Source organism: Bacillus sp. FSL W8-0629, assembly GCF_038593225.1.
Classification (GTDB): Bacteria; Bacillota; Bacilli; order Bacillales; family Bacillaceae; genus Bacillus; species Bacillus altitudinis.
On sequence record NZ_CP151975.1, the window covers coordinates 1,815,785 to 1,832,280 of the forward strand.

A 16,496-nucleotide genomic window follows, 5' to 3' on the forward strand; every position below is an offset into this window, starting at 1 on the left:
GAAAAAAGCCAATTTTCTTTTTTAATGAGAAAATTGGCTTTTCGTGTTTCTTTAGCGTTTGACCACAAATGTTGTCACACTTTGAGCCGGGAGATGAGCCCAAAATTGATTTCCTGATATGTTTAAGTCAGTTCCAGGCTGAAGGTTGCTGCTGCCGCTCGTCACCCATCTAGACGCCTGAGAAACAGAGCCATTTTGCACGACGAAGTGTTGATTGACCCCTGCATTGTTTTTATTAATCGCGACAATGACGACCTGATTGTTTCCTTTATAGGCTGAGACGAAAACATTCGGTTCAGGGCTTTTCGTTGCATCAATCCTGACGTACCCTGGACGCACAAACTTGGAGAAGTGCGCCATGTTGTATCCACGTTTGCTAATCATTCCATCTTCTTTCATAGGACCGTATGATCTCCGGATGTACCACCACACATACGCCTGAAAGTCCCCTTCCACCATTGAATGGTGAATATGCTCTGATACCCCTAATGCCTCAGGCCAGCGGTCCGCTGAATTGTTATCACTATTCGGATAGTAGACCTCTGTCATCCATAGCTCTTTCCCTGCCCCTTTTTGTTTGAAAAGAGGGTACGGAAGCTGGCTAATTTGGGTTCCGTATAGATGAGCGCCGAGAATGTCCATATTTCCAAGCGCCTGCGGATCGTTTAAGATAGGATCTGAGATATTCTTAAGGTATTGAAAGGATTCTGGTGCAATCACACGTGCATTAATGGAGCCGGCATTTTCTCTCATGAATCGCAGGATTTCCTGAGGTGTCCACCATGTCCATTCGTGTGCATAATCGGGCTCGTTTTGAACAGAAATCGCATAAAGATTGACTCCGTTGTTTTTCATGTAAGTGACAAAATCATTCAGATGCTGAGCATATGCTGCGTATTGATTGTATTTAAGCCGCTTGGCAGGTGATCCATTCCGGTTGAATGTTTCAACCATACTGCTTGGAGGATTCCAAGGGGAAGCAATGACTAGAGCACCATGCTCGATCGCTCGTTTGGCCGTCGCGACTTCTCTGCTCCAATTGTTTCTGTTTTCGTCTACATAAATTCTAAGAATGGAAAACCCTAACTGATTTTGTCCATTGCCAAAGGCGGTTTCCCTTTGTGGTGCTGTCAAATCACCAATCCAAGCTGGATGGTTCATTCCGCCAAAACCACGAATCACTTGTCTTTCTGCGTTGAGGTTAATGTTTGCGTCAGCTGCTGATACTTCAGTTACTCCGGGGCCTATGAACATGACAGACAGCATGGTGAAACACACCAATAAAGCAAGCATTGGTTTTTTTATACTTGACATCAAATTCCCCACTCCTCTATCAAACATTTAAGCACCTTTATTCGCTACCTTTGAGTAAACTGCCAAGAATCAAATTGGAATAGATTTCCCCCGCCTGTTCCGGTAAAGACAAAAAATACGTTGTGCACTCCGGATGCGCCGTTAATCGATGTTTCTATTTCCCGCCAGTTTTGTGTTCCACCGGTGGAAGGGACATTCAGTGTACCGACCAGTCTGCCGTTCGCGCTGCCAAGGCGTACTTCTATTTTCCCGCCTACTGTCGATGCGACATTGGCTTTAAATGTTCTAGCGCCATTTGAACCAAAGTCTACATTCCCTAAAGCGACCCAATCGCCATTTTGAATATTGGTGACATGCTGGTTATTCACTGGTCCTCCGGGTGCTGACGAGGCTTCTGTCAAAATGCGTCCATTCCAAGCGAATGTTTCAGCTTCAACACGTTGATATGGATTCAGATTAGATAGCTGTTTCACTCCTTCATAATTGGCTGCTACTTCTCGAAGGGAGCCATCTGCATTATGCACAAGCTTGTTAATATGTGGAGAGCGATAGCCTTTGCCGCTTCCGTATAATGCAGAGCTAACGGTTTGCGTATGATACACCACATACCACTCATTTTTAAAATTGAATACCGCATGATGGTTGTTACCGCCGCCACCAAAAAAAGCACCCGGATTTTTCAGAAAGTGTCCTTTATACGTGAAGGGTCCCATCGGACTTGAGCTCGTCATATAGCCGATTTCACCAGGTGGTTTATCAGCAGGATGTGAGCCGCCAAAATTGATGCAATAGGAATAGTAATAGGTTCCGTTATACTTATGCATCCCTGAGTCTTCAAACATAAAAGGAGCATCAATGGTGGATGCGCTACTGGCCACACTTGTCATATCAGCACCTAGCCTCAAAACTCTTGCTGTTTTAGGATTTGCCCATTGTCCCTGCGTTGGATTGGAACCACCTGGAACGCCTCCGCCGGCATATAGATAACCAGTACCGTCATCATCTACAAATACGGCCGGATCAAAAAGCCATACAACTCCGGACATGCCAGGTGTACTTGGCGTAACGAGTGGTTTTCCAATCGGATCAGTCCATGGGCCGATCGGGCTGTCTGCTGTAAGGACACCTATCCCTCCGCCGCTGTTAGCGAAATAAAGGAAAAATTTATCCTTTCCGTTGATCTTCTTTACCGCTGCTGATGGGGCCCATGATGCGCCTGCCCATTTGGCAATGCCTCTGCCGCCATTTGCCCCATTTGCCCCCGCAACTGGAATCGCTCCGTGATCGGTCCAGTTGACCATATCCGCCGAAGAGATGACGAATACTCTATTCAGATTTGCAAATGAATTGTCCTTAATCGTTCCGTTGCTTTGATATTCATAGTCATCACTCGACATATAAAGGTACACTCTTCCGTTATAGGTAAGTGCAAACGGGTCTGCTCCTAAGTGATGATCAATGAGCGGGTTTGCATTTCCTACTTGTTTGGCAATAGGAGTGCTTGCCGCATTCGCTTCATATACCGGCAAACAACTCAGTACCAAAGTGAAAATCAATAAACAAACGCTGCACTTCATCCTCGTCCTCATCGTGTCATTTCCTCCTGTTTTCATCTTCCTGATATTGGGGTTTAGGCCCAATTTCAAATTATGTTGATGTTTCGTGATGAAGAATGAATACAAAGAATGATTTCTCCCTGTGAATCCTTGTAAAGAGTGCGATGAAAACCCTTACTTTTTAACTAGAAGACAACAAAAAAATGCAGTCTCCATGATGGAGCTGCATTCTTCCTCAATGTTCAATAAATGTAGGCTACATATACCGAGCGGTCACCATTTTCTTTCTCGTGTAAAACTCTACTCCGTCTGTTCCATTGGCGTGTAAGTCTCCGTAGAAGGAATCTTTCCAGCCGGAAAATGGGAAGAAAGCCATTGGAGCAGGAACACCAATGTTAATGCCTAACATGCCGGCTTCGATGTTTTCACGAAATTCTCTTATGCTTGAAGCGCTGTCTGTGTATAGGCAGGCACCGTTTGCGAATTTTGATTGATTGGACAGGTCGATTGCTTCTGCGAGTGATGAGACACGGACAATGGATAAGACTGGGGCAAAAATCTCGTCCTGCCAGATTTTCATTTGATTTGTGACATGATCAAAGATCGTTGGTCCGACAAAATACCCTTCTCCATTTGTTTCGTTATCTTGTCTGCCATCACGAATCAGGCTTGCGCCTTCTTCAATTCCTGATTGGATATATTGAAGAGTTCGTTCTTTATGCTCTTTCCGAATGACTGGTCCGAGAAAGACATCTTCATTTATTCCGTTTCCGATGACAAGCTGGTTGGATTCATCGACCAATTGTTGAATCAAGTCGTCCGCCACGTCTTCTTCCACTGCGACAACGGCTGCTGCCATGCAGCGTTCACCTGCTGATCCAAAAGCAGCACCAATGATCTGTTTTGTTGCCGATTCTAAATCAGCATCTTTCAAGACGATGGAGTGATTTTTTGCACCGGCAAGTGCTTGTACACGTTTACCATGTGCTGTCCCTTTTTTATAGACGTATTCTGCGACTGGCTGAGAGCCGACAAACGAAATGGCTTTTACCTTTTCATGTTCAAGCAGACCGTTTACTACATCGTGAGCGCCATTGACAATGTTGAGCACACCTTTTGGAAGTCCCGCTTCTTCAAATAGTTCTGCTAACCGTGCAGCAAGGATTGGCGTCCGTTCTGAAGGCTTTAAAACAAATGTATTTCCGCAAGCGATGGCAAGCGGGAACATCCAGCATGGGACCATCATCGGAAAGTTAAACGGGGTAATGCCGCCGATGACGCCAATTGGGTAGCGGTACATGCCAGACTCTAGACCAGTCGCAATATCAGGCAGTTGTTTCCCCATCATTAAGGTTGGTGCACCAGCGGCAAATTCCACACATTCAATTCCTCGCTGCACCTCTCCTTTTGCTTCTGTTACACTTTTTCCGTTTTCCAGCGTGACGAGTTCAGCCAACTCATCCCATTTCTCAACGAGTAACTGTTGGTATTTAAATAAAATACGTGCCCGCCGGGGAACAGCTGTTTTAGACCAAGTGGTGAACGCTTCCTGTGCTGCTTGGACTGCATGTTCTACATCCGTTTTTGTTGAAAGCGGTACTTCTGCGATGACTTCGCCAGTAGCTGGATTATAAACAGCTTCCGTTTGGTTCGTTTCGGCGTCCACCCATTGTCCGCCAATATAATTTTTCAACGTTTGTACATCTGTTTTGGTCATGTTCCCTCTCTCCTCTTTGTTTGGATTGTGATGTAATCGTGTGTTGATTTATCGTCATTGTCTCATCTAAGGGGCCTTCATCTGTATACACTCTTTGTCAAATGAAACCACAGTTTTGCTTTACGTTCTGATAAAACATGTGAAGTCTATCGCTTTCAGCTCTTTTGGTTCCGCAGATCTGTCCCCCCTTTTAGGTCGTTTTGTCTGTATGTCATGTGGCATGATCATGTTAACTAATTGATGATGTATTTTTGGTTAACTGTTGGTTAACTTTAGAAAAATCATAATATTAAAAACGCTTTCAGTCAATGAGCAGTTTGTTGATTTAAAAAAACCTGATGCCAGGTGCATCAGGTTAAGACTGTTTATGTTAGTTATTTAGAAGAAATTGCGTATTGACTCGGCTCTGTATAAGCCGGGAGCATCTCCCCGTGTGCTTCAATTAATTCATTACATAGTTTGATGGTGTCATCAATTGATAATTCAGCACTTGTATGCGGGTCTAATAATGCCGCTTGGTAAATGTGTTCTTTTTTGCCGCTGATTGCAGCTTCAATCGTCATGAGCTGTGAGCTGATATTGGTCCGGTTGAGTCCAGCCAATTGTTCAGGTATCTCTCCGATATAACATGGCATGATACCGCTCCGGTCTGCAATACATGGCACTTCGACACAGGCTTTTTCCGGAAGATTGTGAATGAGTCCTCCTGTGTTCAGTACATTTCCACCAAATTTAAAGGGAACGTTCGTTTCAATCGCTTCAATGATACGTGAACCATATTCTTTAGAGCGCGTATGCGTGATCTGTGTGTTTCCCACAAGGTCATGTTTCATCGTATTCCAATTGTTGATTTGTTCCTCGCAGCGTCTTGGATATTCATCGAGCGGAATGTTAAACTGTCCAATCAGTTCTGGATAACGAGATTTGATAAAATACGGATGATATTCTGCATTGTGCTCTGAGGATTCGGTGACATAGTAGCCGAATTTATCCATTAGTTCAAAACGAACCATATCTGGATGCCGTGTTTTTTGTTTTTCTTTTGCTCTTGCTTTGATTTCTGGATACAAGTCTTGACCGTCCCGTTTCACTTCTAATAACCATGCCATGTGGTTAATGCCGGCAATTTTTTCTTCAATGCCTTCATGGTCCATTTCAAGTGATTGAAATAAATCTTTCGTACACACCTGTACGCTATGGCAAAGACCAACCGTTTGAACCCGAGTATAACGCAGCATAGCGCCAGTCAGTGTGGCCATTGGATTCGTGTAATTTAATAATAAGGCGTGTGGACATACCTCTTCCATATCCTTTGCGAAGTCCAGCATCACGGGAATGGTTCGAAGTGAACGGAAAATGCCGCCGATGCCAACCGTATCTGCAATCGTTTGTCTTAATCCATATTTTTTTGGAATCTCAAAATCAATAACAGTGCTTGGCTGATAGCCTCCCACCTGGATGGCATTGATGACATATTTCGCATTCTTTAAGGCTTCTTTCCGGTTGTGATACGACTGAATGGTCACATGTGCACCGTAGTTCTCTTTTAAGTGACGTAGCATCGTTTCTGATTCTTTCAGCCGGTTATGGTCGATATCATATAACGCAAATTCAAAGCCGGCAAGTGCGGGAACGAACAGACAATCTCCTAATATATTTTTAGCAAAAACGGTACTTCCTGCACCGATAAATGTGATTTTAGACATAGACGACACTCCTTTTTACATCAAGGTTGGATTACCCTTTAACAGAGCCTTGAGACAGCCCTGCGATAAAGTATTTTTGCAAAAGTAAAAACATCGTGACCATTGGCAGCATCGCAATGAGAGCAGCGGCGCCAACGAGCTGGAGCTGGTGTTGATTTTGACCAAAGAAATTGGATAAGGCGACTGTCAGTGTATGCATCTCTTTATCTTGCAAGAAGAAGATGGCAAATTGATAGTCGTTCCAAATATACACACAGGCAATGATTAAAACAGAAGCGGTAATCGGCTTCAGCAGCGGAAAAACGACGGTGAAAAAGACTCTAAGTGTTCCCGCACCATCAATACGAGCGGCTTCTTCAAGCTCCTTTGGAATCGTCGACCGGATAAAACCGGCATATAGAAAAATCGTCAGTGGCAAAAAAGCAGCAACATTGTTTAAAATAGCGATTTGATAAGTATTCATCATGCCAATTTGTACAACCATTTTGTATAAAGGGACAAGGGCTGTGAGCGGCGGTATCACCATAATGGCAATGAATAAGAGATAGACCGCTTGATTCAGCTTTGTTCCTCTTCTTGCGAGCGGATAGGCGGCAAGTGATCCAAAGATGATGAGTAGGGCAGCCGAGCTGAACGTAATGATCACTGTATTCAAAAAGGACTGGCCAAGCTGAGCATCTGTCCATGCCATGCGAAAGTTTTCAAAATGAAGCGTTGATGGGAACAACCATTTTGAGCTAAAATCTCCTATCCCCTTTAGAGAGGTCGTGACTAAAATATAAAATGGAATCAGGTGCAGCAATGTTATCAAAAGGGCGAGTAAGGAGTACCATCTTTTCTTTCGTTTATAGGCGTTATCCATCACACCTCGGTCTCCTTTCGTTTGAAATAAATAAGCGCTGCAACACTAACGACAAGGATGATGACAGCCATAAAGACACCTTGCGTCGCTGCATAGCCTGCATCCTGCCGTTTGAAATACAAATCGTACATAAAAGTCGACATCGATTGCGAGGAATCTCCGGGTCCTCCGCCAGTGAGCGCGACAATGACATCAAATAATTTAAGTCCACCGATGACATTGAGCACAACATTGATGGTGATAGATGGCATTAAAAGTGGTAATGTGATGCGCCAAAATTGCTGAAGACCTGAAGCTCCGTCGAGTTGTGCTGCTTCATAATAATCTTTAGGAATGCTTTGGAGTCCTGCTAAATAAATGATCATGGCAATCCCGACGAATTGATACGTATTCACAAACACGATGATCCAAGTGTTTAGCTGCGGATTACCAAGTGCGTTCATTGGATCAAATCCAAAAAGGGTAACAACGTCGTTTAAAGCACCACCTTGGTACGCAAAGACAAAATACCAAATATAGCCCATGGCAATCGGGCTGATCATAACGGGTAAATAGATCACCGTTCTTGTGATGGCTCTCATTTTTAAACTTTGATTTAATAAGAGTGCATATCCAAGACCAATCATATTTTGTAAGATGGTGCTCCCGATGCCGTAAAGAAGGGTATTTTTCACAACAAGCCATGTGGTTGGATCTTGCAGTAGCCGTTTGTATTGATCCAGTCCGATCCACTTATACTGTTGTGAGAAACCGTTCCAATTTGTAAAAGAGAGCTGAATCCCGTTAAAAAAGGGATAAATGATAAAGGTACTGACAACGAGAACAGCAGGCAGATACATCCACCAAAGTGAAGAATTTTGGCTATTTTTCATCTTCTGTTTTGGAAAAGAGGTAAATGTCGCCGCCTGTTTTTCTTTTGTGATGTCACTCATTGGCTTCACTCCTGTTTCAGCATGAGCCTGCTATTGTTTTTTCAGACGCTTATATTCCTCTTCCATTTTCTTCGATAGTTGTTCCGGTGTGATGGAGCCTGCTAATAATTCTTGACCGGTCGTTGCCATGACAGCCCACATGCCGCTCGGTAAGTATTTCCGATCAAAATATGGTTCAATCTTAATATCTTCATATTGCTCGTAAAATGTAGAGTAATAGTTTTTGGCTTTGACTTCTTTTAAAGCCGTTTCAGAGGAAGTGCCCTCCGCGATTTTTTTTGCGTTTTCAGGCTTTGCTAAAAAGTCAATGAATTGTTGTGCTTCTTTTAGATGCTTGGAGTCTTTCCATGCCGCAACAGTAAAGCGTTCCCCGCCAATCCAGCTTTGCTCATCTCCTTCATGAATCGCTGGTACGGGCATGGTACCTACTTTGATCGATTGATTGAGTTCAGTCGCCTCAGGTCCTAAAGATCCTCCCACAAAGGTGAAAGCGATTTTGTTTTGTGCCATCAGCTCAGGTGCTTGAGATAGTTTCGCAGTGAGTACATCTTTGTTTAAAAGGTCTTGATCTTTCAGCTCCTTCATAAACTGTGCAAGCGGTGTATAGTGAGACCAATCAAATGATCCATTTTCAAGGTCTTTTCCGTATTGATGTTTTTGATCGGTAATGAGTAAAGGCGTTGCCAGCTCATCAAAGACTTGGGCAATATTAGAATTATCGCCTCCTGGGATCCAGAGCGGCACAACGTCTCCTTTACTTTTTTCTTTGACAGTCTGTAAAGCACTTTTCAGTTCATTCAGTGTTTTAGGAACTTTTATGCCATATTCTTTTAATAGATTGGCATTAAAGCTGAGTCCGTCTTTTGCTTGATTCAGCGGATAGGCATAGACTTTGCCATCTTTGTCTTTTAAAATTTGATCGAGTGAAGGATCGAGTTGTTTTACCCAGTCCATCTCCTTTAGATCAGCCACGTATTCGCTATATCGCAGCTTGGCCCAGCCGTGTGTATCAAATAGGTCTGGCATGTCGTTTGCGCCCATTTTGACGCGTATCATATCTTCATAGCTGTTGCCAGGGAAGTTGGCATCAATTCGGATGTTTTGATGTTCTTTTTCAAAGTCACGGATCACTTCTTCAAATGCTTTTCTCTCCCCGCTGTTGCTCATTGTAGAGAATAGAGTCAAGGTCACTTTTCCGTTTGCTTCAGACGCACCGTTATTGCCACAAGCAGACAAGATTATCGACAAAACTAGAGCTACACACAGCATCAAATTTTTTTTATTCATCGTTTCCTCCTTTTGATCACTGAAAATTCAGACGATTATAGGTAGAATTCATGCAGTTGCGGAAACAAAAGAAGTCCATTATACTGGAATTCTATTCTTTTCAAAGAGATAAGAGAGCAATTGGGTAAACTGCGTTGTTTTCAGCATGATCTGGCCATCATGCTCAGCAGCTCCCTTCCTGCTTTTTTGTCTCTTTTTTGTTTACTGAAATGCTTATTCACCCCCTTTCATGGATTGGGCATGTGCTGCCTCTTTGCATGAGCTTTGTTGGCACGACGACTTTTAGAGGAAGCTTTCTGCCTTCTATCCGCTCAAGCAAAAGCTTTAGACCTACTTCCCCCATTTCTTCTGTATATACTTTGACCGTTGTGAGCGGCGGGCTTGAAAAGGAAGCGGCTTCGATATCATTAAATCCCACGATTGAGACATCTTGAGGTACACGAAGACCGGCTTCATGTAGCGCACGCATAGCGCCTATTGCCATAGAGTCACTTCCGATAAAAAAGGCTTCTGGAAGCTTTCCTTTCTGAATGGCTTTTTGCATAAGTGAGTAGCCTTCTTGCATCGAATATTCGCCTATGTGGATGTCATTCATATGAAGAGTTCCCGCTTCTTGCATTCTTTTGATAAAAGTTGTTTGTCTTTCGTCCTCAATCACAGCATTTCCTTCGAAATAATGCTCCCTCTCTTTCCCGCCAATATAGCCTAGATGTGTATAGCCGAGAGATTGCAGATGACGAATGGCACGATCTGCCGCTCTGACAAAATCCACATGTACACAATCATACAAATCTTCATCCGCATAATGATTGATAAAAACGATATGTTCCATACGGTTTGTCATTTTTTCAACCGTATCAGGGCTGATTCGTCCAATGACAATCAAACCGTCAATATCCTTTAGTATCGCCCCTTTATCCATGTTTCTTAGGCGAAAGGTATGGAGAGTGGACAGACCTTGTTTGGCATATTCTTTTTCAATTCCTTTTCGAATCGATGAAAAAAAAGGATCATTTAATTCTTCGTCAATGGATTGGGCGACAACGACACCGATGACTGGGGATGCGGGTGGGCTTTTTACTTCTGCTTGGTCGGCTTTTCTTGCTCTGACTGGGGTATAGTTTAATTTCTTGGCTATGTCGAGGATGTTTTGTCTTGTTGCGTGTGAAACGGCAAGCGTTTGGTCGCCATTTAACACACGGGATACAGTAGAGACGGATACTTTTGCATCATGAGCAATATCTTTGAGTGTAGTCATAGGCAAACTCCTCATCATTTTTGACTAAATGTTTACTAAAGATATTTGAAGAATAACACATAAATAAAGCGCTTTCAATTATAAATTTGTGCTTTTATGAAGTTTTTGAGTATGTTTTGATAAGGAGATAGTTTGTTTAGTAAAATTGCGTAAAAAAGAGGATGGGCTTCATCCTCTTTTTTACTAAGGTGATTTCATTGTGGCTGTTTCTTTTGCGAACAATTGCTTCATTATTTCCCATGCTTTATCTAATTCTTCGTGAAGTCCAAATAAACCTGAGGTGCCGATGATGTAAATTTCATTTCCTGCCTCAGCAAGCAATCGGAACGTGCTTTCATTACAAGAGCCGTCTACCTCAATTGAAAATGAGTATCCCCCCTTCTCTTTGATTTCTTTCACCTCTTTCATTTTCGGAAGCATTTCTTTGATAAAAGGCTGACCAGCAAACCCTGGATCAATTGTCATGATTGTCACCCGGTCTATTAAATGAATAAAAGCATCTAATGCTGCAACTGGTGTGGCGGGATTGAGAACAAAGCCGACCTCACACTTTCTTTCGTGGATATGCCGAATGATTCGAAAAACGTCTCTTTGCACCACTTCTGGATGTAAACAAATCATCGTTGCGCCTGCATCAATACATGCATCAATTAAAAATTCCTGAGGCTGTTCGGCCATTAGATGAACATCAATCGGAACGTCTGTCAGTTTCCGAAGTTGTTCAATGAAAAAGGGTGATAAGGTCATATTTTTTACATAATGACCATCCATGACGTCGACATGATAACGATCTGCCCTTGTGTTCAGAAGCTGAATTTGTTCACGGAAGTGCGTTAAATCCATGCACATCAATGAAGGTGAGAAAATAGCTGTCATCCTGAAATGCCTCCTTTTTAAAGATGAAATATAAATTTGATCAATCCAATCAAGATTCCGATGATACCGAAGTCTGTATCGCCAAATGTTGTCCCTTCAAAGCCAAGAGTGCCTAACACAGGAAGTAAACAAGCTGGTAAAAATGAAAGGAGTATTCCATTCACAAAGGAACCGGCGACTGCACCTCTCACTCCCCCTGTTGCATTGCCATATACGCCCGCTGTCGCACCGCAGAAAAAGTGCGGCACAAGTCCAGGAACAATGACAGTTAAACCAAACAAAGGAAGAAGGAAAATAGACACGATGCCTCCAGCAAAACTGCATAAAAAACCGATGATCACTGCATTTGGAGCAAATGGGAAAACAGTTGGCGCATCAAGTGCCGGCTTTGCCCCTTTGACGAAACGATCGGCAATCCCTTTGAAAGCAGGCACAATTTCCCCGATTGCCATCCGTACACCTGCTAAAATAATGTACACCCCAGCAGCAAAGGTAATAGCCTGAATGAGAATGAAGACAGCAAAGTTCGTACCACCACTAATGTTTTCTATATATGAAATTCCCGCAAACGGTGCAATCGCAAAGAAAAGCAAAGCCATCGTAATGGAGATGGCCACCGATGTATCTCTTAGAAAACCGAGTGATTTAGGCACTTGAATGGTTTCCGTTGATTTCTCTGGGCGCCCGACCCATTTGCCGATCATTCCCGCTGTAAAATAGCCGAACGTACTGAAATGACCGAGTGCCAGATCATCACTTCCAGTGACTTTCCTTGTAAACGGCTGAAGGATTGCGGGAGCAATGACCATCGCTGCACCTAATACGATTGAACCAATGGTGATCAGCAGCGTTCCTTGCATGCCGGCTGTTGACAGAACGACTGCAAGCATAGCCGCCATATATAGCGTATGATGCCCAGTTAAAAAGACGTATTTAAAGGGTGTGAATTTTGCCAAAAGCAAATTGACCACCATACCAAAAATCATAATGAGCGCTGTCTGTGTACCGAATTCCTTTTGGGCGATGGCCGCCATGGCATCTGTATTTGGGACAACCCCTTGAATGTGAAACGCTGCTTCAAACATCTTCCTGAAAACCCCAAGTGAATCAGATACGACTGTGGCGCCCGCTCCTAATATTAAAAAACCCATTGTTGTTTTTAAGGTGCCTGATACAGTATCGGCAGCTGACTTTTTCTGCAAAAGTAAACCAGCCAGTGCAAACAAACCGATGAGAATTGCGGGTGTGCCCAATATATCGTTCATGATCAGTTCTATCATGATGTGAATCCCCCTTTTTCGTCGATTATATGTGTTTGCGAAGGACGTCTTTAATGGCTTCCTGGTCTAACAAGTTATTTAATCCAGCGACCTTTCTTGTGCCGTCATCCAGCTGATCGATAATGTCTGTTGCGCCGATATAGAGGTCTGCTTGTTCATTTTTGCTTGTACTGAGATCGGTGTGGTCCACTTCCGCTAAAAGTCCTAATTCTTCTAAAGCCTTTTTGACATTCATTTCAACAATAAAGCTGCTTCCTAAACCGTTTCCGCATACAACTAGAATTTTTTTCATCCTCTTTTTCCTCCTTTATACTTGTGAAAATTGATTGATTAGTTGTTGGATGGTTGCTAATTTCTCTGCTTCAATCAATTGTCTCACCCGTTTTTCTTCACTTAACAGCATCGTCAGCTGTTTGAGTGCTTTCAGGTGGGTCATACTGTCAATGGCAGCTAATACAATGATGAGCCGAACTTGCTTTTTTCCATCCTTTGAAAAGAAAACGGGCTGATGACATGACATAAGTGACATGCTTAATTTGTTCACGCCATCCTCTGGCCTGGCATGCGGAATCGCCACTTGTGGCGCAATCACAATATAAGGGCCATTTTGATGAACAGACTGGATCATCGCTTTCACATAACTTTCCTGAATCGCTTGTTGATCAAGCAAAGGCTGCGCTGCTTTTGTAATGGCCTCCTGCCATGTGTCTGCTGTTTGCTGGAGCTGAATGGTTTCTTCTGTTAATAAATCGTTTAACACTGGTTTCCACCCTTTCTGGTGTGATACATATGTGGAATGAAGCAGCTCCTTCAAGTCATGAAGCAATGCTTTTTCATTTTGAACGATGGTATGCTGCTGAATGATATTGAATAAAGCATTCACATGGTGCTCATCAAGCTTAGGTTCTGAGCCTTCTCCATATTGAAGCAATGTTTTTTTCTCATAAGCAGTGAGAATAGGGTGAACGAGATGAACAGGTTTTCCTTTAAACGAAATAGGTGTCGTTGACACAACAAAGTCGGCATCAATGGATGTTAATTCTTCATATGAACGTTTTGATAACAGTCCGCGTATGTCGATGTAACCGATTAATTCAAGAAGCTGCGTTTTCAGCATGTGACTTGTGCCAATTCCTTCTCCGCAGACAATGTAAACAGAACGTTTCGCAATCGACGAAATCCCTTCTCTTCTCATCCAGCCGCCAAAATGCATCGCCACATAGGCAATTTCATGATCGCTCATCTTTGAACAGGCCGCCTTCTCTAAATGACAAGCAACCTTTTGCGTGATGTCAAACACCTCTGGCTGTGCATGTTTCATGGAATCTGTTAATTCATTGATGATATCAATGTGATAGATGAGCCTATAATAGGCCGGAATTAAATGCATGGTTAAGTTTTGTTCCAAGACTTCTACTTCCTGGAAGGAAATACACGCATAACGCTGAAAGTCAATGATCATTTGTCTCGCAATGGTTCGAATGAGATGTTCTTCTGGTTTTTGACTTGTTGGAAGTTTTTGTTTTTTGGCACTGAGCCATAGCGTACTAAGAAAATAGATTTCATCATCATGAACCAAAAGACTGGTTTCTTTTTGAATTTGCGCCATGAAACGAATAGCAGCCAAGCATTCATCTGTTTCCTGCAGTGTCCGTTTTTCTTCTGTTGAAATGTGTACAGCACGTCCTAGCTTCATCCGTTTAAAGTAGAAAAAGAGATCCATAGACAGCTGATCCAGCATGTCATCTGCAAACTCAAGCTTCAGATCTTGTTCGGACTGTTGAAGGAGAGCATGTATTCTCTTATATGAGATAGGACCCTTTAACCAAACCGATGGAAATGTTTTTTCATTTTTTATCATGTTGCGAATGAAATGAATATAAGGTTTCAGCGCCAACCGAATTGTTCTTTCTTCTCCTGAAATTAAATAGCCACTGGCCGCCTGATAATGAAGTGTAAGCTGCTGTTTTGAAAGTGCTTCTTTTAGTTGTTTCATATCTTCAAGCAGTGTATTGCGGCTTACCTTCGTCATCTCCATAAAATCATCAATTTTTAGATGCTTCTCACTGCATGCAATGGAAAGGAGCAAGATGGCACGTCTTTCTTTTACACATGGTTCATAGTCATGACCGACAAGAACAGTGTCAGCTTTTTCGATAATGACTTCTTTCTCGTGTGGATTTAAATAGTAGCCTCGTTGATCTTTTCGCTGGACGCCACTAAGCTGATGGGTTTCCAGCCAACTATTCATTCGTTTGATTTCAGCGTAGACCGTTCGAGTAGAGACATTCAGTCGATTCTGTAAATCTTCAATTGATAGATAAGTGGTCGTGTGAAGCAGCATCGATAATAAAGTCGTGCCCCTCTTGGTTAAGTGCAGTTGGAATCCCTCCCTTCTTCCCTTTGGTTATAAGTCTAATCAACTCCCATGCGTCAAAGAAGTCCAAATGTCTTCAGTAAATGCTGTGCAGCTTTTGGGTGCTGTTTTTTCGTCAAAAAAGCACACCCGTATGAGTGTGCTTTTAAACTTATATCCAAAGAGTTCTTTGTCTTCTTTTATTATGAAAGGAATGAGGTCATGAATGTCCTGGTAAATCTTTTTGAATGCCTATATTTTAATATTTCTCAATGCCTTTCGCGTTCTTGATTCACCCATATATACTGCATAAAACGGACATTCATCACAGGGCCAATAGCCTTTGTTTCGGTTTTATTCGGTTTGAAGCGCAACAAACACAAAAACCTTAAAAGGCATAAAGACAATCAAGATTCATTTTGTTACTTCATTTTCACTGCTTCTTTCATTTCCTCTATTACTTTATCAAACCACTGTAGAGGATTTAATGAGATCGCCGGAAAGTAGATTTCTGCATTATTTTCGATAAAGCTTTCTTTTTCCTGTATTGTTAAAGGACTATTCGAAAAATCCTGACAATCCTTTATAGTGGACAGCAGACATTCTTTGCTAGCTTCATGAATAAACTCATCTAACGCTTCTTCTGGTGACACGATATCCTGATGAAATGAACCACCTAAAAAATCTTTTAACTTCTTTAAATAACTGGAGCTCTCATTCATTGAATCACCTATCATAATTAAAATTATCAGTTTAAATAGTCGAATTTAAAAACCTTCATCTCATAGAAAACAATGTAGTGGTGTTTGCTAACCTAATTAATGTCAAACGAGAGATTTCAGGTTGTGGCTCTGCTCTTTGATTAATTAATCTTGCTTACAATTAAATTGCGCAGTTTCCAATATGAAGTTCAAAGTGTTTTTCTTCTGAAAATATTTGAGCAATTTTACCTGTTATTTTATCTGCTACAATGATGCTATGATTCTCTGAAAATAGCCAAATTTCTTCAATTGCCTTATCGAAATCTAAAGCTTTTACATTTGCCCAAACAGGAAAAGGGTCATTTTCAATTAAAATAAACCATTCTTTTTTCTCTTTGAGAAAATCTAATGAATTTTTTAACCAAGTCATAATCGAGTCTTTGTCTGTATTTGTTAATATTTCGGAAGGTGTTGAATCTATTTGACGAAATTGTTTTAATACTGTTTCACATAATTTTAGCCATTGAGAAGCATCATCTTCAAAATCAATTACCTCAATATATGCTAATTGTTGTATTTTCTTTTTAGCATTCATCAAAGCAATTTTTTTCTGTATTTTTTCATTTTTATATACCATTTTTTCATTCCTCG

General features: G+C 42.0%; 14 protein-coding genes. All 14 read right to left on the minus strand.

The annotated features are described in order from the left end of the window. Positions 1-51: 51 nt before the first annotated feature. Positions 52-1,317, minus strand: a complete 1,266-nt coding sequence (locus NSQ17_RS09280; protein WP_342468056.1) for a glucuronoxylanase — start codon at positions 1,315-1,317, stop codon at positions 52-54. A gap of 41 nt (positions 1,318-1,358) precedes the next feature. After that, on the minus strand, positions 1,359-2,903 hold the full coding sequence (locus NSQ17_RS09285) for a glycoside hydrolase family 43 protein (RefSeq protein ID WP_342468057.1): 1,545 nt from the start codon (positions 2,901-2,903) through the stop codon (positions 1,359-1,361). Positions 2,904-3,126: 223 nt separating this feature from the next. Further along, a complete protein-coding gene (locus NSQ17_RS09290) occupies positions 3,127-4,587 on the minus strand; it encodes a CoA-acylating methylmalonate-semialdehyde dehydrogenase (RefSeq protein WP_041092751.1) in 1,461 nt (486 codons plus the stop codon). A 374-nt stretch (positions 4,588-4,961) separates the two neighbouring features. Next, a complete protein-coding gene (locus tag NSQ17_RS09295; RefSeq protein WP_342468058.1) occupies positions 4,962-6,293 on the minus strand; it encodes an alpha-glucosidase/alpha-galactosidase in 1,332 nt (443 codons plus the stop codon). Positions 6,294-6,324: 31 nt separating this feature from the next. Then, positions 6,325-7,155 carry a carbohydrate ABC transporter permease gene (locus NSQ17_RS09300; RefSeq protein WP_039167804.1) on the minus strand — a complete coding sequence of 277 codons (831 nt, stop codon included), beginning with the start codon at positions 7,153-7,155 and terminating at the stop codon, positions 6,325-6,327. After that, positions 7,155-8,087 carry a sugar ABC transporter permease gene (locus tag NSQ17_RS09305; RefSeq protein ID WP_100325064.1) on the minus strand — a complete coding sequence of 311 codons (933 nt, stop codon included), beginning with the start codon at positions 8,085-8,087 and terminating at the stop codon, positions 7,155-7,157. Before NSQ17_RS09305 ends, NSQ17_RS09300 begins: the two co-directional genes overlap by 1 nt. A gap of 30 nt (positions 8,088-8,117) precedes the next feature. Beyond that, entirely contained in the window at positions 8,118-9,374 is a 1,257-nt protein-coding gene (locus NSQ17_RS09310; protein ID WP_342468059.1) for an ABC transporter substrate-binding protein, read from the minus strand. Positions 9,375-9,591: 217 nt separating this feature from the next. Further along, the gene (locus tag NSQ17_RS09315) at positions 9,592-10,632 is read right to left on the minus strand and encodes a LacI family DNA-binding transcriptional regulator (protein WP_024719056.1); all 1,041 of its coding nucleotides are present in this window, start codon (positions 10,630-10,632) and stop codon (positions 9,592-9,594) included. Between the two features lie 183 nt (positions 10,633-10,815). Further along, complete coding sequence (alsE, locus tag NSQ17_RS09320) at positions 10,816-11,508, minus strand: D-allulose 6-phosphate 3-epimerase (protein ID WP_039167812.1); 693 nt, start codon at positions 11,506-11,508, stop codon at positions 10,816-10,818. A 17-nt stretch (positions 11,509-11,525) separates the two neighbouring features. Next, on the minus strand, positions 11,526-12,788 hold the full coding sequence (locus NSQ17_RS09325) for a PTS ascorbate transporter subunit IIC (RefSeq protein ID WP_265786155.1): 1,263 nt from the start codon (positions 12,786-12,788) through the stop codon (positions 11,526-11,528). A 25-nt stretch (positions 12,789-12,813) separates the two neighbouring features. Continuing rightward, on the minus strand, positions 12,814-13,080 hold the full coding sequence (locus NSQ17_RS09330; RefSeq protein ID WP_017359544.1) for a PTS sugar transporter subunit IIB: 267 nt from the start codon (positions 13,078-13,080) through the stop codon (positions 12,814-12,816). Positions 13,081-13,095: 15 nt separating this feature from the next. Beyond that, complete coding sequence (locus tag NSQ17_RS09335; RefSeq protein ID WP_342468094.1) at positions 13,096-15,168, minus strand: BglG family transcription antiterminator; 2,073 nt, start codon at positions 15,166-15,168, stop codon at positions 13,096-13,098. Positions 15,169-15,566: 398 nt separating this feature from the next. Continuing rightward, positions 15,567-15,866, minus strand: a complete 300-nt coding sequence (locus tag NSQ17_RS09340; RefSeq protein WP_024719051.1) for a contact-dependent growth inhibition system immunity protein — start codon at positions 15,864-15,866, stop codon at positions 15,567-15,569. A 160-nt stretch (positions 15,867-16,026) separates the two neighbouring features. Next, a complete protein-coding gene (locus tag NSQ17_RS09345) occupies positions 16,027-16,482 on the minus strand; it encodes a hypothetical protein (RefSeq protein WP_024719050.1) in 456 nt (151 codons plus the stop codon). Between the last annotated feature and the right edge of the window lie 14 nt (positions 16,483-16,496).

Bases quoted from the DNA above. Each gene is read 5' to 3' on its own strand.
- NSQ17_RS09290 (WP_041092751.1), bottom strand. From the start codon at position 4,587: ATGACCAAAACAGATGTACAAACGTTGAAAAATTATATTGGCGGACAA.
- NSQ17_RS09340 (WP_024719051.1), bottom strand. From the start codon at position 15,866: ATGAATGAGAGCTCCAGTTATTTAAAGAAGTTAAAAGATTTTTTAGGT.
- NSQ17_RS09330 (WP_017359544.1), bottom strand. From the start codon at position 13,080: ATGAAAAAAATTCTAGTTGTATGCGGAAACGGTTTAGGAAGCAGCTTT.
- NSQ17_RS09345 (WP_024719050.1), bottom strand. From the start codon at position 16,482: ATGGTATATAAAAATGAAAAAATACAGAAAAAAATTGCTTTGATGAAT.
- alsE (WP_039167812.1), bottom strand. From the start codon at position 11,508: ATGACAGCTATTTTCTCACCTTCATTGATGTGCATGGATTTAACGCAC.
- NSQ17_RS09305 (WP_100325064.1), bottom strand. From the start codon at position 8,087: ATGAGTGACATCACAAAAGAAAAACAGGCGGCGACATTTACCTCTTTT.
- NSQ17_RS09300 (WP_039167804.1), bottom strand. From the start codon at position 7,155: ATGGATAACGCCTATAAACGAAAGAAAAGATGGTACTCCTTACTCGCC.
- NSQ17_RS09295 (WP_342468058.1), bottom strand. From the start codon at position 6,293: ATGTCTAAAATCACATTTATCGGTGCAGGAAGTACCGTTTTTGCTAAA.
- NSQ17_RS09325 (WP_265786155.1), bottom strand. From the start codon at position 12,788: ATGATAGAACTGATCATGAACGATATATTGGGCACACCCGCAATTCTC.
- NSQ17_RS09285 (WP_342468057.1), bottom strand. From the start codon at position 2,903: ATGAGGACGAGGATGAAGTGCAGCGTTTGTTTATTGATTTTCACTTTG.
- NSQ17_RS09315 (WP_024719056.1), bottom strand. From the start codon at position 10,632: ATGACTACACTCAAAGATATTGCTCATGATGCAAAAGTATCCGTCTCT.
- NSQ17_RS09310 (WP_342468059.1), bottom strand. From the start codon at position 9,374: ATGAATAAAAAAAATTTGATGCTGTGTGTAGCTCTAGTTTTGTCGATA.